General features: G+C 61.7%; 19 protein-coding genes. 18 read left to right on the forward strand and 1 reads right to left on the reverse strand.

The window, feature by feature from the left end; translation table 11 throughout:
- The first annotated feature begins 24 nt into the window (after positions 1–24).
- The 6 genes from IWX85_RS02670 (at position 25) to IWX85_RS02695 (ending at position 7302) form a co-directional block, all read left to right on the forward strand.
- Positions 25–735, forward strand: coding sequence for a DUF484 family protein (locus IWX85_RS02670; RefSeq protein ID WP_231379481.1), 711 nt, complete (start codon positions 25–27; stop codon positions 733–735).
- Positions 732–1781 carry a tyrosine recombinase XerC gene (locus IWX85_RS02675; protein ID WP_196868669.1) on the forward strand — a complete coding sequence of 350 codons (1050 nt, stop codon included), beginning with the start codon at positions 732–734 and terminating at the stop codon, positions 1779–1781. The genes IWX85_RS02670 and IWX85_RS02675 overlap by 4 nt, the downstream gene beginning before the upstream one ends.
- Positions 1782–1862: 81 nt before the next feature.
- Positions 1863–3161: a class I SAM-dependent rRNA methyltransferase gene (locus IWX85_RS02680; RefSeq protein WP_196868670.1), complete on the forward strand. Its 1299-nt coding sequence runs from the start codon at positions 1863–1865 to the stop codon at positions 3159–3161.
- A gap of 224 nt (positions 3162–3385) precedes the next feature.
- Positions 3386–4435 carry a GTP-binding protein gene (locus IWX85_RS02685; protein WP_036809026.1) on the forward strand — a complete coding sequence of 350 codons (1050 nt, stop codon included), beginning with the start codon at positions 3386–3388 and terminating at the stop codon, positions 4433–4435.
- A gap of 342 nt (positions 4436–4777) precedes the next feature.
- Positions 4778–5503: an RNA polymerase-binding protein DksA gene (gene dksA, locus IWX85_RS02690; protein ID WP_370584180.1), complete on the forward strand. Its 726-nt coding sequence runs from the start codon at positions 4778–4780 to the stop codon at positions 5501–5503.
- Between the two features lie 35 nt (positions 5504–5538).
- On the forward strand, positions 5539–7302 hold the full coding sequence (locus IWX85_RS02695) for an STAS domain-containing protein (RefSeq protein WP_196868671.1): 1764 nt from the start codon (positions 5539–5541) through the stop codon (positions 7300–7302).
- 131 nt (positions 7303–7433) lie between these two features.
- Here IWX85_RS02695 and IWX85_RS02700 read toward each other — a convergent pair whose 3' ends face one another.
- Positions 7434–7676: a hypothetical protein gene (locus IWX85_RS02700; protein ID WP_196868672.1), complete on the reverse strand. Its 243-nt coding sequence runs from the start codon at positions 7674–7676 to the stop codon at positions 7434–7436.
- Between the two features lie 426 nt (positions 7677–8102).
- Between IWX85_RS02700 and mraZ the strand changes: the two genes are divergently transcribed.
- Genes mraZ through IWX85_RS02760 form a run of 12 tightly spaced genes read left to right on the forward strand, consistent with a single transcriptional unit; the run spans position 8103 to position 21838 of the window.
- Positions 8103–8531: a division/cell wall cluster transcriptional repressor MraZ gene (mraZ, locus tag IWX85_RS02705; protein ID WP_036809032.1), complete on the forward strand. Its 429-nt coding sequence runs from the start codon at positions 8103–8105 to the stop codon at positions 8529–8531.
- A 6-nt stretch (positions 8532–8537) separates the two neighbouring features.
- The gene (gene rsmH / locus IWX85_RS02710; RefSeq protein WP_036809036.1) at positions 8538–9458 is read left to right on the forward strand and encodes a 16S rRNA (cytosine(1402)-N(4))-methyltransferase RsmH; all 921 of its coding nucleotides are present in this window, start codon (positions 8538–8540) and stop codon (positions 9456–9458) included.
- Positions 9459–9492: 34 nt separating this feature from the next.
- Entirely contained in the window at positions 9493–9804 is a 312-nt protein-coding gene (gene ftsL / locus IWX85_RS02715) for a cell division protein FtsL (protein WP_036809039.1), read from the forward strand.
- On the forward strand, positions 9797–11533 hold the full coding sequence (locus tag IWX85_RS02720) for a penicillin-binding protein 2 (protein ID WP_036809042.1): 1737 nt from the start codon (positions 9797–9799) through the stop codon (positions 11531–11533). Before ftsL ends, IWX85_RS02720 begins: the two co-directional genes overlap by 8 nt.
- 2 nt (positions 11534–11535) lie before the next feature.
- A complete protein-coding gene (locus IWX85_RS02725) occupies positions 11536–13029 on the forward strand; it encodes a UDP-N-acetylmuramoyl-L-alanyl-D-glutamate--2,6-diaminopimelate ligase (protein ID WP_196868752.1) in 1494 nt (497 codons plus the stop codon).
- Entirely contained in the window at positions 13026–14426 is a 1401-nt protein-coding gene (gene murF, locus IWX85_RS02730) for a UDP-N-acetylmuramoyl-tripeptide--D-alanyl-D-alanine ligase (protein WP_036809046.1), read from the forward strand. The genes IWX85_RS02725 and murF overlap by 4 nt, the downstream gene beginning before the upstream one ends.
- Entirely contained in the window at positions 14416–15594 is a 1179-nt protein-coding gene (mraY, locus tag IWX85_RS02735; protein ID WP_036809048.1) for a phospho-N-acetylmuramoyl-pentapeptide-transferase, read from the forward strand. The genes murF and mraY overlap by 11 nt, the downstream gene beginning before the upstream one ends.
- The gene (gene murD / locus IWX85_RS02740; RefSeq protein WP_196868673.1) at positions 15591–17102 is read left to right on the forward strand and encodes a UDP-N-acetylmuramoyl-L-alanine--D-glutamate ligase; all 1512 of its coding nucleotides are present in this window, start codon (positions 15591–15593) and stop codon (positions 17100–17102) included. The genes mraY and murD overlap by 4 nt, the downstream gene beginning before the upstream one ends.
- A complete protein-coding gene (gene ftsW, locus IWX85_RS02745) occupies positions 17099–18352 on the forward strand; it encodes a putative lipid II flippase FtsW (protein WP_036809054.1) in 1254 nt (417 codons plus the stop codon). The genes murD and ftsW overlap by 4 nt, the downstream gene beginning before the upstream one ends.
- Entirely contained in the window at positions 18349–19431 is a 1083-nt protein-coding gene (gene murG, locus IWX85_RS02750) for an undecaprenyldiphospho-muramoylpentapeptide beta-N-acetylglucosaminyltransferase (RefSeq protein WP_196868674.1), read from the forward strand. Before ftsW ends, murG begins: the two co-directional genes overlap by 4 nt.
- Entirely contained in the window at positions 19428–20864 is a 1437-nt protein-coding gene (gene murC, locus IWX85_RS02755; RefSeq protein WP_036809059.1) for a UDP-N-acetylmuramate--L-alanine ligase, read from the forward strand. The genes murG and murC overlap by 4 nt, the downstream gene beginning before the upstream one ends.
- On the forward strand, positions 20861–21838 hold the full coding sequence (locus IWX85_RS02760; RefSeq protein ID WP_196868675.1) for a D-alanine--D-alanine ligase: 978 nt from the start codon (positions 20861–20863) through the stop codon (positions 21836–21838). The genes murC and IWX85_RS02760 overlap by 4 nt, the downstream gene beginning before the upstream one ends.
- The last annotated feature ends 8 nt before the right edge of the window (positions 21839–21846 follow it).

The raw sequence follows: 21846 nt of genomic DNA on the forward strand, positions 1-21846 counted from the left end.
GACAACACCGCCATGAATCCTGCCATGAACCTTGCCGTGCAGCCCTTCACCGAAGACGACATTGCCGATTTTCTGGCCAACCAGCCCGACTTTTTTGAGCGCCATGCCGAACTGCTGGCATCGGTGCAACTGTTCAGCGGCCATGGAGACCGCGCCATCAGCCTGCAAGAGCGCCAGGCCAGCTTGCTGCGGGAAAAAATCAAGGCGCTGGAAACCCGTGTGCTTGAGATGGTCGGCCACGGCCAGGACAATCTGGTGATTGCTGGGAAGATGCAGTCCTGGACGCGCCGGCTATTGCAAACAACGCAGGCGCGCGACTTGCCAAGCGCCATCGTCGAGGGGCTGGCCAGCGAGTTCCAGATTCCTCAGGCCGCGATCAGGCTGTGGGGGATGGACGCTGCCCATGCCGGCGAAGACTTTGCGCAGGAGGTCGGCGACGATGTGCAGCGTTTCGCGGCTTCGCTGAATGCGCCGTATTGCGGCGTCAACAGCGGTTTTGAAGCCGTCCGCTGGCTGCCGCACGCCGGGCAGGCGCAGTCGCTGGCGCTGATTGCGTTGCGCGCCAGCCTTGACGCGCCGGTGTCCGGTTTGCTGGTGCTGGCCTCGACCGATGCCCAGCGCTTTCACAGCGGCATGGGCACAGAATTCCTCGAACGGCTCGGCGAACTGGCCGGCGCGGCGCTGTCGCGCTTGCAGGCGCCGGCCGCATCGCGGCCCGCCGTAAACGTCGGATGACGCGCTTGCCACCAGCGCAGGGCGCCGTGCCTGATGCACCGGACCCGCTGGTCAGCCGCTACCTTGCTTACGTCCGGGTGGAAAAGCGGCTCGCCAGCCGCACCGTGGAGTTGTACACCGCCGACCTGCAAAAGCTGCAGGCCCAGGCGCTCAAGGCCGGCGTGGCGCTGCCCGATGTGAAGCACACGCATTTGCGGCGCTGGGTGGCGCAGATGCATTCCGGCGGACGCAGTGGGCGCGGCATCGCGCTGATCCTGTCGGGCTGGCGCGGCTTTTACACCTGGCTGGGCCGCGAAGGCCTGGTGCCCGGCAACCCGGTGCAGGACGTGCGCTCGCCCAAGGTCGCCAAGCCGCTGCCCAAGGCGCTGAGCGTCGATGAAGCGGTGCAGCTGGCCGGTTTTGAAGCCGACGCCTCTGGCGTTGACACCTTCATGGAAGCGCGCGACCGCTGCATCACCGAACTGCTCTACGGCTGCGGCCTGCGCATTGGCGAGCTGGTGGGTCTCGATGCGCAGGCCAGCGGCCAGGCACGCGGCTGGATCGACCGCGATGCCGGCGAGGCGCATGTGCTGGGCAAGGGCGAAAAGCGGCGCAGCGTGCCGGTGGGCAGCGCAGCGCTGGTGGCGCTGGAAGCCTGGCTGGCCATCCGCAACGCCTCGGCGATTCCCGCAGCTGAAGGGCGCGAGGCGCTGTTCATCAGCCTGCGCGGCACCCGCCTCACGCCGCAGCACATCCGCGTGCGCCTCAAGCAGCGCTCACAGCAGGCCGGGCTGGCCACGCCGGTGCATCCGCACATGCTGCGCCATTCCTTCGCCAGCCATGTGCTGCAGTCCAGCGGCGACCTGCGCGCGGTGCAGGAGCTGCTGGGGCACGCCAACATCACCACCACCCAGGTCTACACGCGGCTCGACTTCCAGCACCTGGCGAAAATCTACGACGCCGCGCACCCAAGGGCGATGTCGAACGGCGCGGGCGCAAAAGCAGACGCGCCGCCAAGCGAGGGCGCCCACCGAAAAGCGCCCGGGCCGTCACCCGAAAACGCCTGAAAACTCCCGCGCGCAAGCCCCCGTCACCGCTTGCCCCGGCACCGCGGGCGGCGGGCGTTTTTGAGACGCGACAATACCGCCATGAACATTATTCGATTGAAAGACGGCAAGGAACGCTCCCTGCTGCGCCGCCATCCCTGGGTTTTTTCGGGTGCAATCGCCAGCGGCGACGGCGATTCGGGTGAAACCGTGCGCATTGAAAGCCACGCCGGCCAGTTTCTCGGCTGGGCTGCGTTCAGCCCGACGTCGAAGATTCGCGCCCGGGTCTGGAGCTTCCACGAGGCACAGCCCATAGATGCTTCGTTTTTCATAGCGCGTATCGCCGAGGCCATAAGCGCAAGAAGCCTTTTTGACATCAAAAGTGACGGCCTGCGGCTGATCCACGGCGAATCCGACGGCCTGCCAGGGCTGGTGGTGGACCGCTACGGCGACACGCTGGTCGCGCAGTTTTCCAGCTGCGGCACGGAGAAGTGGAAAAGCGTGATCGTCGACGCGCTGCTGGCGCAAACCGGTTTGACACGCCTTTACGAACGCTCTGACGCCAGCGTGCGCACGCTCGAAGGCTTGCCGGAAGCCACCGGCTGGCTGGCCGGATCTGTAGCCCCCACGCTCCCCGCTGCGCGTGGTTCGCTGCCCCCCGAGGGGGCCGGTGCGCCTGCAGCCCGGCAAAGCCGGTTCTGCGGCCCTGGCTTGGACAGTGCGGCGCTGGACACGGCTGTCGTCATCACCGAGCATGACTGGACACTGAGCCTGGACGTCGCCGAAGGCCACAAGACCGGCTTTTACCTCGACCAGCGCGACAGCCGCCAGAAGTTTGCCGCCTACGCGCGCCGCCTCGGGTTCAAGGACGTGCTGAACTGCTACTGCTACACCGGCGGCTTCACCGTGGCGGCGCTGGCCGGTGGCGCGCAGCACGTCACGTCGATCGACTCGTCCGGCCCGGCCATCGAGCGCGCAAAAGCCAACGTCGCGCTGAACGGCTTTGACGCCGGCCGCACCACGATGCTGGATGCCGACGTGAACGCGTCGCTGCGCCAGTACCTGAAGGACGGTCGGACCTTCGACGCCATCGTGCTCGATCCGCCCAAGTTCGCGCCAACCGTCACGCATGCCGAACGCGCCGCCAGGGCCTACAAGGACATCAACCGGCTGGCGTTGTCAATCCTGGCGCCCGGCGGCGTGCTCTTCACCTACTCATGTTCGGGCGGGATCAGCGCCGACCTGTTCCACAAGATCGTCGCGTCGGCTGGAATCGACGCGGGCGTGGACGCCTTCATCTGCGAGCGCATGGGCGGCGCACCCGACCACCCGATGACAGTGGCGTTTCCGGAAGGCGAATACCTCAAGGGGCTGGTGCTGGTCAAACGGCCTTGGAACTAGCTTTTAAATGGTCAAATCGGCTTATTGCGCATGATGGTTATGTGTATTGTGCTATATAAATAATAGCAATCTAAGTTGTATTTCACTGCTTGTGCCGCCAGTCCTGCATGCACCGAAGCCTTTCAGGGTCTTGAAGGGACGGCTAAAGTCCTCATCTCGCTTGTTTCGCCTGGCGCCCAGTTCCTTGCGTATTTCCCACGTTTCCCGTTTTTTAGGTCACCACCATGAGCTTGATTCCCGTCACCATCCTCACCGGCTTTCTCGGCGCGGGCAAAACCACGCTGCTCAAGCGCATCCTGACCGAAGCCCACGGCCAGAAGATCGCCGTCATCGAGAACGAGTTCGGCGAGGAAAACATCGACAACGAGATTCTGGTCAATGACACGCAGGAAAACATCATCCAGATGAACAACGGCTGCATCTGCTGCTCGATCCGCGAAGATTTGCGCGAAACGCTGCAACTGCTGGCCGCCAAGAAGCGCAAGGGCCTGCTGGACTTTGACCGGGTGGTGATCGAGACCACCGGCCTGGCTGACCCCGGCCCGGTGGCGCAGACCTTTTTCATGGACGAGGAAATTGCCGAGCAGTACCTGCTCGACTCCATCCTGACGCTGGTCGATGCCAAACATGCGCAGACCCAGCTCGATGACCGCCAGGAAGCGCGCCGGCAGATCGGTTTTGCCGACCAGATCTTCATCAGCAAGACCGACCTGGTGGCCGAGGGCGAAGTGCAGGCGCTGATGCACCGTTTGACGCACATGAACCCGCGCGCGCCGCAAAAAGCCGTGCATTTCGGCGAGGTGGCGATTGCCGACGTGTTCGACCTGCGCGGCTTCAACCTCAATGCCAAGCTCGACATCGACCCGGATTTCCTCAAGGCCGACGAATCGCATGACCATGATCACGACCATGTTCACGGCGAGCAGTGCGACCATCCCTCGCATGCGGCCGAAAGCGGCCACCACCATCACCATGATGACGACGTGAAAAGCTTCGTGTTCCGCTCGGACAAGCCATTCAGCCCGGCCAAGCTGGAGGACTTTTTGGGGGCGGTGGTCAACATCTACGGCCCGCGCATGCTGCGCTACAAGGGCGTGCTGAACATGGACGGCACGGATCGCAAGGTGATTTTCCAGGGCGTGCACCAGCTCATGGGCAGCGACCTGGGGCCGGCCTGGGCCGAGGGTGAAAAGAAAACCAGCAAGATGGTGTTCATCGGCATCGACCTGCCGAAAGATATTTTTCTTCAAGGCCTTGAGCAATGCTTGGTCTGAGGCAGACTGGCGGCTTGCAGACTCCCTCCTTTCTTTAGCCATGAAAACGCCCACGCCGCCAGTATTTTCCAGAGGATTCCTGTTGAGTTCCTGGCAACGCGCTGCCCAGCCGCTACAATCGCGCGCCGATCAAAATACCCGGGAATTCAAATCGGGAAGCCAGCCTCGGGGAAACCCGCTCAGTTCAAGGCCTGAAAGCTGCCTCAGGGCGGTTTCAGGGGCTGGATTGGCAAAGACACACCAGATTATCTGGCACCAGGTAGGGCTTGGCGGCCGCAGGGCTGCCAGGCAAAGAAGCGGTCCCGGACATCACCCCGGGCCGCTTCCCAGAGGAGAGACTCAGTGAATACCCCAGAAAAGAAAATCAAGACCCCTGCGCAGACTCCGGCCAAGCCGGTGGCCAAGGATGGCAAGACGAGCAAGGCGCCGCCTGCCGCGCCCGTGCGCATGGACTCCGCGCCGCTCAAGCCCGGACGCAGAAGCTCGGCCCGCACCGCGATCCAGACCCCTGCGCCGTCGCCCATGCTGCCCACGCATGCGCCCGATGCCGCCAAAGCCAGCTATTCCACGATGACCGAACGCGTTATTGCGCCGCCTGTTCACGCGGCGGCTCCCAAGGATCCGCAACTGGCCAACAACTGGAAGACCAAGCCGGCCAACCAGCTGTCGGACTCCGAAATCAAGGCGATGCCTGATGCCGAGTACATGAACGACACCCAGCTGGCTTTTTTCCGCCACCGGCTGTCAGTGCTCAAGCAGGAAATCCACAACAGCGCCGGTCAGACAACCGAACACCTGCGCGAAGACGCCGCCATTGTTCCCGATCCGGCGGACCGCGCGACGATCGAAGAAGAGCATGCGCTCGAACTGCGCACCCGCGACCGGGAGCGCAAGCTGCTCAAGAAAATCGAGCAGTCGATTGCCCGCATTGATTCGGGCGACTATGGCTACTGCGACGAAACCGGCGAAGCCATCGGCGTCGGCCGGCTGATTGCCCGACCGACAGCCAACCTGTCGCTCGAAGCCCAGCAGCGGCGCGAGCTCAAGCAAAAAATGTTTGGCGACTGATCGGCCATTCCTGCGCAATGCACTGACTGAACAACATGTCCAAAGACGATACCGCTTCCGGCTTGTTGTCCAAGCTGGTCAAATTTGTCCGCAATCCGGCCACCAACTGGACCGAGCTTGATTCCATCGACGGCGACAAGGATGACGCAGTTACCAAGCAGTTGCTCAATGAAATGATCGAGCGCAAACGGCGCAACGACTTCGTGCGAAAGCGTGAATTCGACATGCTGCGCAAGTTGCAAAAGCTCGAGGCGCTGTCGGGGACAGCGGCCGACCCGGGCAGCAGGCCCTCATTTTTCCAGAGCAGTCTCACGTCCAATGTCGATGACCGCGCGACAACCTTGAAAAAGATCGACGAAATCGAAGCGCAGATGTCGATACAGTGGTGGAAAACCAAGAATCAGACCGCTTCCGGCGCTGCCACCGAACCGGCACCGCTGTCGCTTGCGCAAGCCAAAACGGGGCAGCCTCCGGTACAGGGTGCGCTGACTGCTGGCTACCAGCCGACGATGCCAGCAGAAATGGACTCGGTTCATCAGGCCGATGAGCCCGCTCCCGGGTTCCTTCTCGACGATCTTCTGGGCGTGCTCCCTAAAATCCCGGCCCGCATGGGTTCTCCAGGCATTGACAAGTCCATCGAGAGCAGTGCATTGGGATTGCTACCGGCGCGGGCTTCAGGCCTGGAGCGCGAATCCATCGTGCACGATACCGAACTTGAAGAAGCCGCAATTTTGTTTGCCAATGGCGATGACGCGGGCGCTGAAGACGGTCTGCTCGAAATCTTGCGGCCAGGCGCATCGCACTTCGACCATGTTTATACCTGGCTGGCACTGTTCGATCTGTACCGCGCCACCGGGGAACAGGGCAAGTTCGAAGCTGCCGCCCTTGATTTTGCCGAGCATTTCAGCCGCTCCGCGCCACAGTGGTTTTCATTGCCGGACATGGTCAAGGCACTGATCCAGCCGGGTGAAAAACCTGGGCATGAGAGCGTTGCTGCCGACTGGATCTGTCCGTCGGTATTGAGCATGCAGTCCGTGGGCGTTCTCAACACGGCGATTGCCCGATCCCCGATGCCTTGGCGTCTTGACTGGAGCTACCTCAAGACCATCGAATCTGCCGCTCTTGGGCCTTTGCACAAGGTTTTCAGCAACTGGGCGGCCCAGCCTGTGCAGTTGCGCTTCCGTGGTGATGTGCAACTGCAAAAGGTGTTGCTTGAAGCCACACCTTCAGGCGAGCGCGACACTGAGCCCAAGTGGTGGATGCTGCGCATGGAAATGCTGCGTATTATTCATCGCCCTGATGATTTTGAACTCACCGCGCTTGATTTTTGCGTTACTTACGAGGTGTCGCCACCCGCTTGGGAAGTCGCACGTTGTGACTACAAGTCACTCGACGACGAGGGCGATGCCATGGGCCGGGCAACGATCATCGGCGAGCCGACCACCGAAACCGTTTATTCCACCCTGATGGAGCTGGAGGGTGATTCGGGGATCGATTTTCCGTCAAGCGTATCCATTCGTTCTTTATCGGTGGACCTGTCCGGCCAGATCCAAGGCGAGGCCGCGGATGTTCTGAACAGGCTGGAAACCAGCCTGATGGGGGCCGACAGGATGCAGATTTCGTGTGCCAAACTCATTCGCGTCGACTTTTCTGCAGCAGGCATGTTGCTCAACTGGGTGTCTGCCCGGCGGGCTGAAAATCGCTGCGTCGAGTTTTCCGAAGTCAACCGGCTGGTTGCTGCTTTTTTCAACGTGATCGGAATCGTCGAGTACGCCAAGGTCAGCCCCCGCAGCGACTAATTCGATCCTGCAGAGCCTGGACAACATGGCCGGGCAATCTGTCACCCGCAGCACGATGGTCTGGCAAATAGGGGTTTGCCCGGGGAGCAATGTAAATCAGGGTTTACACTTGTATTTGATCTGGTTTGCAGTCAAAAAACTGCATGACTTTGGCGTGCAATAGCCTTGTACCCGGCTTTCACCGTCTTCAATACTTCACATCGAACCGGAATTACTGCACTTTCCAAGGTTTTTTCGTGAAAATAAAGTGCAAAAAACTGTTGTTGGTTGATTGCAAAAATAACAATTTGTTGTGCTTTTTGATGTGTTAAAACCCTCGTTTTGTATCCGGGAACGGATTTTTTCAGGCTGAAAGCCGGTGCATCGTTTTCCAACCTGTGACAAAGCCTGCAAGCCTTGGCAAACTGGCAAAAAAAATCCTCCTGCTACGCTTTTGCTAGCTTCCGGACATTAAGGCTCAAGGCTGACAGCCAGTCTGTTCAAAGACACGGCGATGCCGTCATTCAACCTTCTTGGCGATGAATGGCCATAGAAGTGCAAATATGGTGGCCATGCCTTTCTTGTGGCACCTTCAGCGATATTTATAGATGCTTGCGGTTCTTAATGTGAAACTTGCAGTATTCGCGCCAAGTCTTTAATTTTAAACAACTTTAATTCGTTTGGACGCTTTCATTTAACCCTCTAAGTTATTGATTTCATTGAAATAATTTGTGTCAAATTCCGTGCTGGAAGGAGGTTCCCTGATACAGTGGGAAAATGTGCAGTTCGGTGGTGAAAAGTGTCGGTAGAGGGTCTGAAAAGTGTTACAAGGTGCGTCATTTCTCGCTCTCGATGCCAAAGGCAGGTTGTCCGTGCCTGCGCGCCATCGGGAATCGCTGGGTGCAGATTTTTCCGGCCGGTTCACCCTCACCAAACATCCCCATGGATGCCTCATGATTTTTCCCTTGAACGAGTGGGAAAGGTTTCGCGAGAGGATTGCTTCGTTGCCCATGCAGGCGCAATGGTGGAAACGAATTTTCTTGGGCAATGCGATGGATGTTGACATGGATGCAACCGGCCGCATCCTGGTTTCGCCTGAACTGCGCAAAGCCGCTGGCATCAGCAAGGATGCGGTACTGTTGGGCATGGGCAGCCATTTCGAACTCTGGGATGCTGCGACTTATGCGGCCCAGGAAGCCGAGCAAATGAAGGGCGAAATGCCCGATGTATTTAAAGATTTTTCTTTCTGAAAGTAGATGGTGAAGGGCACATGGACACACCGCACCGTCCTGTTGAACGAAGCCATCACGGCGCTTCAGGTCAACCCGGACGGTCATTACATTGACGCGACGTTTGGTCGCGGCGGACACTCGCGCCTGTTGCTGTCGCAACTGTCGCCGTCAGGCCGCTTAACGGCATTTGATAAGGACCTTGACGCGGTTGCAGAGGCGCAGTCCATTAAAGACCCGCGTTTTTCCATTCGCCATCAGGGTTTTATGCACCTGGATCAAATGCCCGAGGCCAGCATCTCGGGCGTACTGATGGACTTGGGCGTGAGCTCCCCCCAGATCGACAATCCAGAGCGCGGTTTTTCCTTTCGGAATGAAGGCCCGTTGGACATGCGCATGGATACCACACGCGGTCAGAGCGTGGCCGAGTGGCTTCAGGACGCTTCGGTTGAGTCCATGACAGAGGTCATCCGCGACTATGGCGAAGAGCGCTTTGCCGGACTGGTTGCCAGAGCGATCGACCGGTACAGGCAGGCATCCGGCCCGCTTTCCACTACCGCCGAACTGGCTGCTGTGGTGGCCAGTGCAGTCAAGACCCGCGAACCGGGCAAGGATCCGGCAACGCGGACTTTCCAGGCGCTGCGGATTTTCATCAATGCCGAACTGGAAGAACTGGAGCAGGCGCTGAAGGCGTCGCTCAAGGTGCTGCAGCCCGGCGGGCGCCTGGTGGTGATCAGTTTTCATTCGCTTGAGGATCGCATCGTCAAGCAGTTCATGGCGGCACACTCGCGTGAGGTGTATGACCGACGCGCGCCTTTTGCCGCACCCAAGGTCATGCCACTCAAGGCGCTAGGGCGCACCAAGCCCAGCAACGAGGAAGTCGCCGGGAACCCGCGCTCGCGCAGCGCCGTAATGCGAGTCGCCGAGCGCGCAGGAGAAGCCGTATGAGTCTTGGTTTGGCCGTCGGCATGCGGGGCGAGTCATGAGCCGTCTGAATTTTCTGCTGCTGCTGGCTGTGCTGGCCAGTGCGCTGTACCTGGTGCAAACCCAGTATGAGTCGCGGCGTCTTTATGTAGAACTTGAAAAAGCGGCTGCGCAGAGCCGGAAAATTGAAACCGAAAGCGATCGCCTGCAGGTGGAAAAACGTGCGGAAGCCACACCCCTGAAGGTCGAAAAGCTGGCCAGGGATCGGCTTCAGATGCGCACCACCACACCGGCCATTACCCAGTACGTCAAGTATAAGTCCGCAGCCGATGTGGCGGCTTCTGCAGGCCAGAAGGCGCAGCATGAGTAGAAAAAACGTTCTGTACACCTCCAGCCCCTTGCTGGCCAGCAAGACCCCGGTCTGGCGCAGCAAGCTCATCGTGGCCCTGATCGCGCTGGCGTTTGCCTGTCTTGCGGTGAGGGCGGCCTATATCCAGGTGTACGCCAACGAATTTTTTCAGCGCCAGGGCCAGGTGCGGTTTGCGCGGACACTGGAACTGCCTGCCAACCGTGGCCGCATCCTGGACCGCAATGGGCTGATCGTGGCTTCCAGCGTGCCAGCGTCAAGTATCTGGGCCATTCCTGAAGACGTCAAGGCCAGTCCCGTCCAACTGACCGAACTGGCCCGGTTGCTGGGAATGCCGCTGGCTGAGCTGAAAAAGAAGTTTAGCGACGAGGACAAGACCTTCGTCTGGGTCAAGCGCCAGCTGGAAGAACCCGTTGCCCAAAAAATCAGCGAACTCGGTATTCCCGGCATTTACCAGCGCAAGGAATACAAGCGCAAATACCCTGAAGGCGAAACCATCGCCCACATCGTTGGCTTTACCAATGTGGAAGACAAGGGGCAAGAAGGTATCGAGCTGACCTTCAATCAGGAGCTGTCGGGCAAGGCGGGTTCGCGGCGTGTCATCAAGGACCGGCTGGGCCGTGTGGTCGAAGGTGTTGGCGAGCAGGTTCCGCCCGTGGATGGCAAGGACATTCAGCTCAGCGTTGACAGCAAGGTACAGTTCTTCGCTTATCAGAAACTGCGCGATGCAGTGATTGCGCGCAAGGCCAAGGCTGGCAGTGTCGTGGTGATCGACTCGATCACCGGTGAGGTGCTGGCGCTGGCCAATTATCCCAGCTATGTGCCCGACAAGCGCCAGAACCTGACCGGGGAGCAGCTGCGCAACCGGGCCGTGACAGACACCTTCGAGCCCGGTTCAACGATGAAGCCCATCACTGTCGCCATGGCGCTGGAGGCCGGGCGCATCAAGCCGCAGACCCTGATTGATACTGGCCCCGGACGCTTCAATATCGGCGGCTTCACCATCAGTGACACCCACAACTACGGCACATTGACCGTCGAGGGCGTGATCCAGAAGTCCAGCAACGTAGGCGCGTTGAAAATCGCCCAGAAAATGACGCCCCACGAAATGTGGGACACCTATGTCGCCTTGGGCTATGGACAGAAGCCGCAGATCGAGTTTCCCGGTGCCGTGTCGGGCCGTCTGCGTCCCTGGAAAACCTGGCGACCCGTCGAGCAGGCCACCATGGCTTATGGCTATGGCCTGTCGGCATCGCTGTTCCAGATGGCGCATTCGTACACCTCTTTTGCCCACGATGGCCAGATCATTCCAGTCACCATGCTCAAGAAAAATGAGCCAGCTGTCGGCGTCAAGGTGTTCTCTCCCGAGAATGCCCACGCCGTTCGCCGCATGCTCCAGATGGCTGCGGCACCGGGCGGCACCGGCCAGCTGGCACAGACCGTGGGCTATTCGGTGGGCGGCAAATCGGGCACTGCGCACAAGCAGGTCGGCAAAGGCTATGCCAGCAACAAATACCGCGCCTGGTTTACCGGCATGGCGCCCATCGAATCGCCACGCATCATTGTGGCGGTGATGATCGACGAGCCCAGTGACGGCAAATACTTTGGCGGCATTGCCGCCGCGCCGGTGTTCAGCGAAGTGGTTCAGCAAACGCTGCGCATGATGGGCGTGCAGCCCGACATGAGCGTGAAGCCGCAAATCATCACGCAGACAGTGGAGGAGTCGTTTTGACCATCGTCCAGCTTCGCACCCCTGAACAGGCCGCGCGCTGGCTGCATGAGCGCGTGACCGGCACGCTGTGGGCCGATAGCCGCAAGGCGGGCAAGGGCGACGGTTTCATTGCATGGCCGGGGGCTGCCACAGACGCACGCCAGTATGTCGCGGCCACTTTGGCTGCCGGCGCGGCTGCCTGCCTGGTTGAGAACGCGGGAGCTCAGGCCTACGGCTTCGATGATGACCGGGTGGCGACCTACAAAGGTCTGAAGGCCTCCACGGGACCGATTGCTGCTGCATACTTTGGCGCGCCCAGCGAGCAGCTTGCGCTCGTGGCCATCACGGGAACCAACGGCAAGACTTCTACGGCCTGGTGGCTGGCGCAGGCGCTTGGCCGGCTAGAGCGCCCTTGCGGCCTGGTCGGAACGCTGGGGATCGGCACGCCCGATGCGATGGTTTCCACCGGAATGACGACGCCAGACCCGGTGCTGCTTCAACAGCAGTTGCGTGTTTTTGCAGGCAAAGGCTTTTCAGCCTGCGCACTGGAGGCCTCGTCGATAGGTATCGAGGAGCGGCGGCTGGACGGAACGCAAATCCAGGTTGCGGTGTTCACCAACTTTACCCAGGACCATCTTGATTACCACGCATCAATGGACGCTTACTGGGCTGCCAAGAGAGCGTTGTTCAACTGGCCGGGTCTGAGGGCTGCTGTCATCAATATTGACGATCCCAAGGGCCTGGAGTTGGTTGCGGCGCTGGCGCCAACGTTGCTGGACCGCTGGACCGTGTCGTGCGAAGGTCCTGCGCGGCTTGAGGCGCAGGCGATCCGGCAGGGCGCGCAGGGTTTGAGCTTCGACGTGGTGGAAGGCGCCGAGCGCCACACGATGTCAACCAGCATGGTGGGCCTGTACAACGTGTCGAATTTGCTGTGTGTCATGGCCAGCCTGCGGGCAATGGAGGTGCCGCTGGCCGATGCGGTCGCTGCCTGCGTGGACATTCTGCCGGTGCCTGGCCGGACTGAAACCCTGGCGGTGGCCGGCCTGCCGCTGGTCGTGATTGACTATGCGCACACGCCCGATGCGCTGGAAAAAGTGCTGCTGGCGCTCAGGCCGGTGGCACAGGGCCGGGGCGGCAGGTTGTGGTGTGTTTTTGGTTGCGGCGGCGACCGTGACGCCAGCAAGCGGCCCTTGATGGCAGCAGCGGCAGAAAAAATTGCCGATCAGCTGGTGCTGACCAGCGACAACCCTCGCAGCGAAAACCCGCTGGTCATCATTGAGCAGATGCAAAAAGGCCTGGGCCAGCCGCAGGCTGCGCATGCAGAGCCAGACCGGCATGCCGCTATCGCCCATGCGCTGATGCTGGCCCAAGCGCAGGACGTTGTGCTGCTGGCCGGCAAAGGGCATGAAAACTACCAGGAAATCAAGGGTGTGAAGATGGCATTTTCCGACCGCGACCATGCGCAGGCTGCCTTGAATGTCATGGCGCCAGGGCGCCAGGCAAAGGAGCACGCATGAAGCGCCTGGAACAGATCGCGGCCTGGTTGCCATCCTCCCGGCTGGTGGGCGACGGCAGCGTAACCCCTCTGCGGATTCATACCGATACGCGAAGCCTGCGGCCGGGCGACCTGTTTGTCGCGCTCAAGGGTGAGCATTTCGACGCGCACGAATTTTTGCCGAATGCCAGCGCCGAAGGCGCCGTGGCAGCCATCGCACAGCACGGTCTGGCGCAAGCCGGCCTGCCCGGCATAGAAGTCGCCGATACCCGCCTGGCGTTGGGCCAGATCGGCGCCGCCTGGCGTTCGCAGTTCAGCCTGTCCCTGATTGCTGTGACGGGCAGCAATGGAAAAACCACGGTCACGCAGATGATCGCGGCGATTTTGCGAGCCTGGAAACCCGAAGCGGCGTTCGCGACAGAAGGCAACCTCAACAACGACATCGGCGTTCCCCTGACATTGCTGCGCCTGCGGGCTGAGCATGAGGCTGGCGTGGTTGAACTCGGAATGAACCACCCCGGCGAAATTGCCTACCTGGCCGACCTGGTCCGGCCCACGGTGGCGCTGGTCAACAATGCCCAGCGTGAACACCTTGAATTCATGGCCACGGTGCAAGCCGTGGCCCTGGAAAACGGCTCGGTGCTGGCATCGCTGGAGGCGTCCGGCACAGCGGTTTTTCCTGCGGACGATGCCTACACCGATGTCTGGCGGCGTCTGGCGGGTGCGCGCCCGGTCATGACGTTTGCGCTGGAGGGGCCTGCCGATGTGACCGGCAGCGCGAAATGGCATGGCGATGGCTGGCAGGTGGAGGCCAGCACGCCGTCGGGCCCTCTGGCGTTTGCGTTGCATGTTGCAGGCCGCCACAACGTCAAGAACGCACTGGCGGCCACGGCCTGTGCATTGGCTGCCGGCGTTCCGCTGGTTTTCATCAGCACCGGCCTTTCGGCGTTCATGCCGGTCAAGGGGCGTTCGCGTGCCTTGTCGGTGCCGCTGGCAGGGCGCACGGTGACGCTGGTTGACGACACCTACAACGCCAATCCCGACTCGATGCAGGCGGCCCTGCTGGTGCTGGCCGAACTGCCCGGTCCGCGCCTGCTGGTCATGGGTGACATGGGCGAGGTCGGCAGCCAGGGGCCGCAGTTCCACGGCGAAGCTGGCCGAAATGCCCGTGCGCTGGGGATTGAAAAATTTTTCACTCTGGGTGAACAGTCTCAGGGCGCAGGCGCCGCTTTTGGTGAAAGCCGTCATTTCACCGGCATGGCGGAACTGAGTGCGGCCGTGGTACGCGAACTGCCGCATGTCGCCAGTGTGCTGGTGAAAGGTTCGCGATTCATGAAGATGGAGCGCGTGGTCCAGGCGGCCATGGCCGCTGGCGACAATTTACAAAAAGAAGACAAGAAAGCGTCTCATGCTGCTTAGCCTGGCCCAGTGGCTCCAGACCCTTTCGCCTGACCTGGGATTCCTGCGGGTGTTCCAGTACCTGACCCTGCGCGCCGTGATGGCCGCGCTCACTGCACTGTTGATCGGTCTGCTGGCCGGCCCGTTCGTGATTCGCCGGCTGATTTCGCTCAAGATCGGCCAGCCGATCCGTGAGTACGCCATGCAGACGCATCTGAGCAAAAGCGGCACGCCAACCATGGGCGGTGTGTTGATCCTGATGGCGATCGGCATTTCCACGCTGCTGTGGTTCGACCTGGCCAACCGCTTTGTCTGGATCGTGCTGCTGGTGACGCTGGGCTTTGGCGCCATCGGCTGGGCCGATGACTGGCGCAAGGTGGTGCTCAAGGACCCCGAAGGCATGCGGTCGCGCGATAAATATTTGTGGCAATCCGTTGTCGGGCTGATTGCCGCGGTTTACCTGGTGTTCAGCATTTCCGAAAGCTCCAACATGCGCGTGCTGGAGCTTTTTGTCAGCTGGGTGCGGTCGGGGTTCGATGTCAACTTGCCACCCAAGGCCGGCCTGCTGCTGCCCTTTATGAAGGAAATCAGCTATCCGCTGGGCGTCTTCGGTTTTGTGATTCTGACTTACTTGGTGATTGTTGGCTCGAGCAATGCCGTGAACCTGACCGACGGGCTGGATGGGCTGGCCATCATGCCGGTGGTGATGGTCGGCTCCTCGCTGGGCGTGTTTGCGTATGTGACCGGCAGCTCGGTCTATTCCAAATACCTGCTGTTGCCCCATATCCCCGGATCGGGCGAGTTGCTGATCTTTTGTGCCGCCATGGCGGGCGCCGGATTGGCCTTCCTGTGGTTCAACACCCATCCGGCGCAGGTCTTCATGGGCGATGTCGGTGCGCTGGCGCTGGGTGCGGCGCTTGGCACGATCGCCGTCATCGTGCGGCAGGAAATCGTGCTGGCGATCATGGGCGGGATCTTCGTGGTCGAGGCGCTGTCGGTCATGCTCCAGGTGACCTGGTTCAAGTACACCAAGCGGCGTTACGGTCAGGGGCGGCGGCTGCTGCAGATGGCGCCGCTACACCATCATTTCGAAAAATGCGGCTGGAAGGAAACCCAGGTGGTTGTCCGTTTCTGGATCATCACCATGCTGCTGTGTCTGGTCGGTCTTTCAACGCTGAAACTGAGATGAAAAACCTGGCACATCAAAACATTCTGGTTCTGGGGCTGGGCGCTTCCGGCCTGGCGTTGGCGCGCTGGTGCGCGCGCTGCGGTGCCCGTGTCACCGTGGCGGATACACGTCCGACGCCGCCGCAACTCGCCGCCTTGCAGGGCAGCGTGCCGAACGCCCGCTTCGTCAATGCCGCCATGGATGGCGCACTGCTGGACGGTGAAAACTTCAACATGGTGCTGAAAAGCCCGGGCCTGTCACCCGCCTCCATCAGCGGTGTCGTGGCAGCAGCCCGTGCGCAGGGCATTCCCTGCGGCAACGAATTGAGCCTGTTCGCGCAGGCGCTGGCCGACTTGAAAGAGGACCGTGGGTATGCGCCCAAGCTCATCGGCATCACCGGCACCAACGGCAAAACCACCGTGACCTCCTTGACGGGGCAACTCATCGAGCGCGCCGGAAAAATGGTGGCGGTGGCCGGTAATATCGGGCCGACGCTGCTGGAGACTTTGACCGAAAAGCTGGATGCGCAAGCCCGTGACGAAGCTGTCGCGCTGCCTGAGGTCTGGGTGCTTGAATTGTCCAGTTTCCAGCTCGACGGGGTCGCGAATTTCGAGCCGGGGGTGGCAACGGTCCTGAACATCACACAGGACCACCTCGACTGGCACGAAACCCTGCCAGCCTATGCCGCCGCCAAGGCGAATGTCTATGGCCGCGCCGGCCTCATGCTGCTGAACCGCGATGACCCGCGGGTGATGGCAGCATTGCCCGCACCCGTCAAGGGCCGGCAAATCCGGAACTACCTGACCTTTGGCGGCGATGAGCCAAGGCGGCCGGGCGATTACGGCATTCAGACGGTCAATGGCATGGCGTGGCTGGTACGCGCAGCCGAGGCCGACGAGTCCATCAAGCGCCGCAAGGCCGAGGCGCTGGTGCTGCACATCCAGCGCCTGATGCCGCTCGAAGCGCTGCGCATTCGCGGCCGCCACAACGCCACCAATGCACTGGCCGCGCTCGGCCTGGCCGTCGCCCTGGGTTGCCCGCTGGCGCCGATGCTGCATGGCCTTCGGGAATACCGGGGTGAGCCGCACCGCGTGGAGTCGGTGGCCGTGCTGGAGGGCGTGGAATACTTTGACGACAGCAAGGGCACCAATGTCGGCGCCACAGCGGCGGCGCTGGCCGGCCTGGGCGCTGATCGCAAGCTGGTGCTGATCCTCGGCGGCGAAGGCAAGGGCCAGGACTTCTCGCCGCTGGCCGACCCGGTGGCGCGTTATGTCCGGGCCGTGGTGCTGATTGGCCGTGATGCGCCGGTCATCCGCGCCGCACTGGAAGGCCGACAAGTCGAGTTGCTGGAGGCCACGTCCATGGCCCAAGCAGTCAGCCTGGCCGCCGCGCTGGCGCAGGCGGGTGACGCGGTGCTGATGTCGCCCGCCTGCGCCAGTTTTGACATGTTCGACAACTACCAGCACCGCGCACGGGTTTTTTGCGAGGCGGTGAAGGAACTCGCCGTGGAACAGGGAGCCGTGCTGTGACTGTCAAACTGCCTCGTGGCGGCTGGTTTTCAGGGTTCGGCAAGGCCGCTTCGGATGCCTTGCCGGTGCGCCTGGGCGGTCGGAGCCTTCCGGGCAAGCTCGCCACGCCGGTTCGGCTGGCAGGGCTCGACTGGGCCCTGGTCTGGGTCACTGTGGCCTTGCTGCTGTCTGGCCTGGTCATGGTTTATTCCGCCTCGGTGGCCATGCCTGACAACCCCAAGTTTGCGCGCTATGCGCACACTTTTTTCCTGACACGGCATCTGTTCTCATTGCTGATGGCGTCGATTGCTGCTTATCTGGCGTTCCAGATCCCCATGGCGACCTGGGAAAAATACGCACCCTGGCTGTTCATGGGGTCGCTGTTGCTGCTGGTGCTGGTGCTGGTTCCCTTTATTGGCAAGGGAGTCAATGGCGCGCGGCGATGGATTCCGCTGGGCGTCATGAACTTCCAGCCTTCGGAACTGGCGAAATTTGCCGTGCTGCTGTATGCCGCCAACTACATGGTGCGCAAGATGGAGGTGAAGGAACGATTCTTTCGCGCCGTGCTGCCGATGGCCTTTGCCGTGGGAATCGTCGGTGTACTCTTGCTGGCCGAGCCCGACATGGGCGCCTTCATGGTGATTTCGGTCATTGCCATGGGCATTCTCTTTCTGGGCGGCGTCAACGCGCGCATGTTTTTCGTGATTTCAGCGGTGGTCGTGGTGGCCTTCGGCATGATGGTGATGTTCAGCGAATGGCGGCGCGAGCGGATCTTTGCCTATATGGACCCGTGGAACGAAAAGTACTCCATGGGCAAGGGCTACCAGTTGTCGCACTCGTTGATTGCCTTCGGCCGGGGTGAAATCTTTGGTGTCGGGCTGGGCGGCAGCATCGAAAAACTTCACTGGCTGCCCGAAGCGCACACCGACTTCCTGATGGCCGTGATTGGCGAGGAATTCGGCCTCATCGGCGTGCTGGTGGTGATCGGCATGTTCTTGTGGATGATCCGCCGCATCATGCACATCGGCCGCCAGTCCATCGCGCTGGACCGGCTGTTCTCCGGGCTGGTGGCGCAGGGCGTCGGTATCTGGATGGGGTTTCAGACCTTCATCAACATTGGCGTGAACCTCGGCGCTTTGCCGACAAAGGGCCTGACGCTGCCGCTGATGAGTTATGGCGGCTCTGCCATTGTGATGAACCTGATTGCGCTGGCGGTGGTTCTCCGCATTGACTACGAAAACCGCGTGCTGATGCATGGAGGCCGCATATGACCCGGCAACGTTGCGCCCTGGTTATGGCTGGCGGAACCGGCGGCCATATCTTTCCAGGCCTGGCCGTGGCCGAAGCCTTGCGCGCGGGTGGCTGGCGCGTGCATTGGCTGGGCGGCAAGGGCAGTGCAGATCGCCCAAGCATGGAAAGCCAGCTGGTGCCGCCGCGCGGCTTTGCTTTCGAGTCGATTGATTTTTCCGGCGTCCGTGGCAAGGGGCCGGTGACCCTGGCCTTCCTGCCGCTGCGCCTGCTCAGAGCCTTCTGGCAGAGTGTGCAGGTCATCCGCCGCGTCAAGCCCGATGTGGTGCTCGGCCTGGGCGGCTATATCGCCTTTCCGGCCGGCATGATGAGCGTGATGCTGGGCAAGCCGCTGATCCTGCACGAACAAAATTCCGTGGCCGGCCTGGTCAACAAGCTGCTGGCCCGCGTCGCCGACCGCGTCTTTACTGCTTTCCCCTGCGTGTTGAAAAATTCCGAATGGGTGGGCAATCCGCTCCGGCTGGCCTTTACCCGGCAGCCCGATCCGGCCGTGCGCTTTGCGCAGCGGCGCGGGCCGCTCAAGGTGCTGGTGGTGGGCGGCAGTCTGGGCGCGACGGCGCTGAACGAACTGGTTCCCAAGGCGCTGGCGCTGATCCCGGCGGCGCTGCGCCCCCGCGTCACGCACCAAAGCGGCGCCCGCCAGCTTGAAGCGCTGCGCGCCAATTACCAGGCCGCCGGCGTGGACGCTGAACTCACGCCTTTCATCGAGGACACAGCCCAGGCGTTTGCCGATGCGGACCTCATCATCTGCCGCGCCGGCGCCAGTACGGTGACCGAAATTGCCGCTGTCGGCGCTGCGGCGCTGTTTGTTCCCTTTCCGTCTGCGGTGGATGACCACCAGACAGCCAATGCGAGATTTCTTGTTACGCATGGCGGGGGCTGGCTGGTGCAACAACATGACCTGACCCCTTCGATTCTTGCGATAATGCTACAAAAAACAGAGCGCCTTGCGCTTGTCCAGTCTGCGCTAAAAGCGAAAAATATGCAAAAAGTAGATGCCACCGCCCATCTTGTCGCCGCTTGCGAGGAACTTGCGCGATGAAGCACGCGATCAAGCACATCCATTTCATCGGCATCGGCGGCGCGGGCATGTCCGGAATTGCCGAAGTCCTGCACAACCTGGGGTATGTGATTTCCGGCTCCGACCTGTCGGACAGCAGCACGCTGCAGCGCTTGAGCGGACTCGGTATCCAGGCCTTTGTCGGCCATGCAGCCGACAACCTGGTCAATGTCGATGCGGTGGTGACTTCCACTGCGGTTCAGTCTGACAACCCCGAGGTCCTGGCCGCGCGCGAAAAACACATTCCGGTCGTGCCCCGCGCATTGATGCTGGCCGAACTCATGCGCCTCAAGCAGGGCATCGCTATTGCCGGCACCCATGGCAAGACCACCACCACCAGCCTGGTGGCCTGCGTGCTGGCCGAAGGCGGACTGGACCCCACCTTCGTGATTGGTGGCAAGCTCAACAGCGCGGGCGCCAATGCCAAGCTGGGGTCGGGCGACTACATCGTGGTCGAAGCCGACGAATCGGACGCGTCCTTCCTGAACCTGCTGCCGGTGATGGCGGTGGTCACGAACATCGATGCCGACCACATGGAAACCTACGGGCACGATTTTGGAAACCTGAAAAAGGCCTTTGTCGATTTCCTGCACCGCATGCCGTTCTACGGCACGGCGGTCCTGTGCACCGACGACCCGGTAGTCCGTGACATCGTGCCCCAGATGTCGTGCCCCATCACCAGCTATGGCTTGAATGACGAAGCCCAGGTACGCGCCGTGAACGTGCGCGCTGTCGGCGCGCAAATGCATTTCACCGCGCAGCGCCGCAATGGTGTGCAACTGCCCGATCTGGAGGTGGTGTTGAACCTCGCCGGCCAGCACAACGTGCTCAATGCCCTGGCCGCCATTGCAATTGCGGTGGAACTCAACGTGCCCGATGCCGCGGTGCAAAAGGCGCTCGCCGACTTCACCGGCGTGGGCCGGCGCTTCCAGCGCCATGGCGACCTGCCCGCCAAGGACGGCGGCCTGTTCACGCTGATCGAGGATTACGGCCACCATCCGGTCGAGGTGGCGGCTACCTTGTCGGCGGCGCGCGGCGCTTTTCCGGGGCGGCGGCTGGTGCTGGCGTTCCAGCCGCACCGTTACACCCGCACCCGCGACTGTTTCGAGGATTTCGTCAAGATCATCAGCAGCCATGCCGACGCGGTCCTGCTGGCCGAGGTCTATGCCGCTGGCGAAATGCCCATCGTGGCGGCCGACGGCCGCTCGCTGGCACGTGCGCTGCGCGTGGCCGGCAAGGTCGAGCCGGTCTTCGTGGATGCCATCGCCGCCATGCCCCAGGCCATCCTCGATGCAGCGCTGGGCGGCGACGTGGTCATGTGCATGGGCGCCGGCTCCATCGGGCAGGTGCCTGCCGGGGTCGTGGCCATGCTTGAGCGCCACGAACTCAAGGTGCTGGAAGGGCAATGCGCATGAACGCCCATCCTTCGAGCTTCGGCAAGGTCGCCGTCCTGATGGGCGGGCGCTCCGCCGAGCGCGAAATCTCGCTGATGTCGGGGCAGGGTGTGCTGCAGGCGCTGCGCTCGCAGGGTGTTGATGCCCACGCCTTTGACCCGAGCGAACGTGATTTGGGCGACTTGAAGAAAGAGGGCTTTGCCCGCTGCTTCATTACGCTGCACGGCCGCTTCGGCGAAGACGGCACGGTGCAGGGCGCGCTGGAACTGCTCGGCATTCCCTATACCGGCTCGGGCGTCATGGCGTCGAGCATGGCCATCGACAAGGTCATGACCAAGCGCGTGCTGCTGTCCGAAAACCTGCCCACGCCACGCTATGTGCTGCTGCGCCGGGGCGGGTACAGCCCGGCAGAGGTCGATGGGGTAGCCGACACGCTTGGACTGCCGCTGATCGTCAAGCCGGCGCGCGAAGGTTCGTCGCTGGGCTTGAGCAAGGTGGCCGAGCGCGCCGGCTTGGCAGCTGCCGTGGCGCTGGCTGAAAAGATGGATGCTGACATCCTGTGCGAGCAGTTCGTCAGCGGCGACGAGGTGACCTGTCCGGTGCTCGGCACCGGCGCGCAGGCGCGGGCGCTGCCGGTCATTCGCATCGTCGCGCCTGAGGGCAATTACGACTACCAGAACAAGTATTTCACCGACACCACGCAGTACCTGGTGCCCTGCGGCCTCCCTGCCGGGGAAGAGCAGGCCATCCAGCAACTCGTGCTGCAGGCTTTTCGTACCCTGAACTGCCGGGGCTGGGCCCGCGCCGACGTGATGATCGACCAGGCCACGCGCAAGCCCTACCTGCTGGAGATCAACACCTCGCCCGGAATGACCGGGCATTCGCTGGTGCCGATGTCTGCACGCGCAGCCGGCATTTCCTATGAGGCCTTGTGCGTCCGGGTGCTTGAAACCGCAGCGCTTGATAGCCAACCCCAGGACGGAACACCGCCGTGAGCCGTACC

This window comes from Polaromonas sp. CG_9.11, from assembly GCF_015752225.1.
Lineage (GTDB): Bacteria > Pseudomonadota > Gammaproteobacteria > Burkholderiales > Burkholderiaceae_C > Polaromonas.

Bases quoted from the DNA above. Each gene is read 5' to 3' on its own strand.
- mraY (WP_036809048.1), top strand. From the start codon at position 14,416: ATGCTGCTTAGCCTGGCCCAGTGGCTCCAGACCCTTTCGCCTGACCTG.
- IWX85_RS02680 (WP_196868670.1), top strand. From the start codon at position 1,863: ATGAACATTATTCGATTGAAAGACGGCAAGGAACGCTCCCTGCTGCGC.
- IWX85_RS02685 (WP_036809026.1), top strand. From the start codon at position 3,386: ATGAGCTTGATTCCCGTCACCATCCTCACCGGCTTTCTCGGCGCGGGC.
- murG (WP_196868674.1), top strand. From the start codon at position 18,349: ATGACCCGGCAACGTTGCGCCCTGGTTATGGCTGGCGGAACCGGCGGC.
- murD (WP_196868673.1), top strand. From the start codon at position 15,591: ATGAAAAACCTGGCACATCAAAACATTCTGGTTCTGGGGCTGGGCGCT.
- IWX85_RS02670 (WP_231379481.1), top strand. From the start codon at position 25: ATGAACCTTGCCGTGCAGCCCTTCACCGAAGACGACATTGCCGATTTT.
- IWX85_RS02720 (WP_036809042.1), top strand. From the start codon at position 9,797: ATGAGTAGAAAAAACGTTCTGTACACCTCCAGCCCCTTGCTGGCCAGC.
- murC (WP_036809059.1), top strand. From the start codon at position 19,428: ATGAAGCACGCGATCAAGCACATCCATTTCATCGGCATCGGCGGCGCG.
- ftsL (WP_036809039.1), top strand. From the start codon at position 9,493: ATGAGCCGTCTGAATTTTCTGCTGCTGCTGGCTGTGCTGGCCAGTGCG.
- rsmH (WP_036809036.1), top strand. From the start codon at position 8,538: ATGGTGAAGGGCACATGGACACACCGCACCGTCCTGTTGAACGAAGCC.
- IWX85_RS02695 (WP_196868671.1), top strand. From the start codon at position 5,539: ATGTCCAAAGACGATACCGCTTCCGGCTTGTTGTCCAAGCTGGTCAAA.
- murF (WP_036809046.1), top strand. From the start codon at position 13,026: ATGAAGCGCCTGGAACAGATCGCGGCCTGGTTGCCATCCTCCCGGCTG.
- IWX85_RS02760 (WP_196868675.1), top strand. From the start codon at position 20,861: ATGAACGCCCATCCTTCGAGCTTCGGCAAGGTCGCCGTCCTGATGGGC.
- IWX85_RS02675 (WP_196868669.1), top strand. From the start codon at position 732: ATGACGCGCTTGCCACCAGCGCAGGGCGCCGTGCCTGATGCACCGGAC.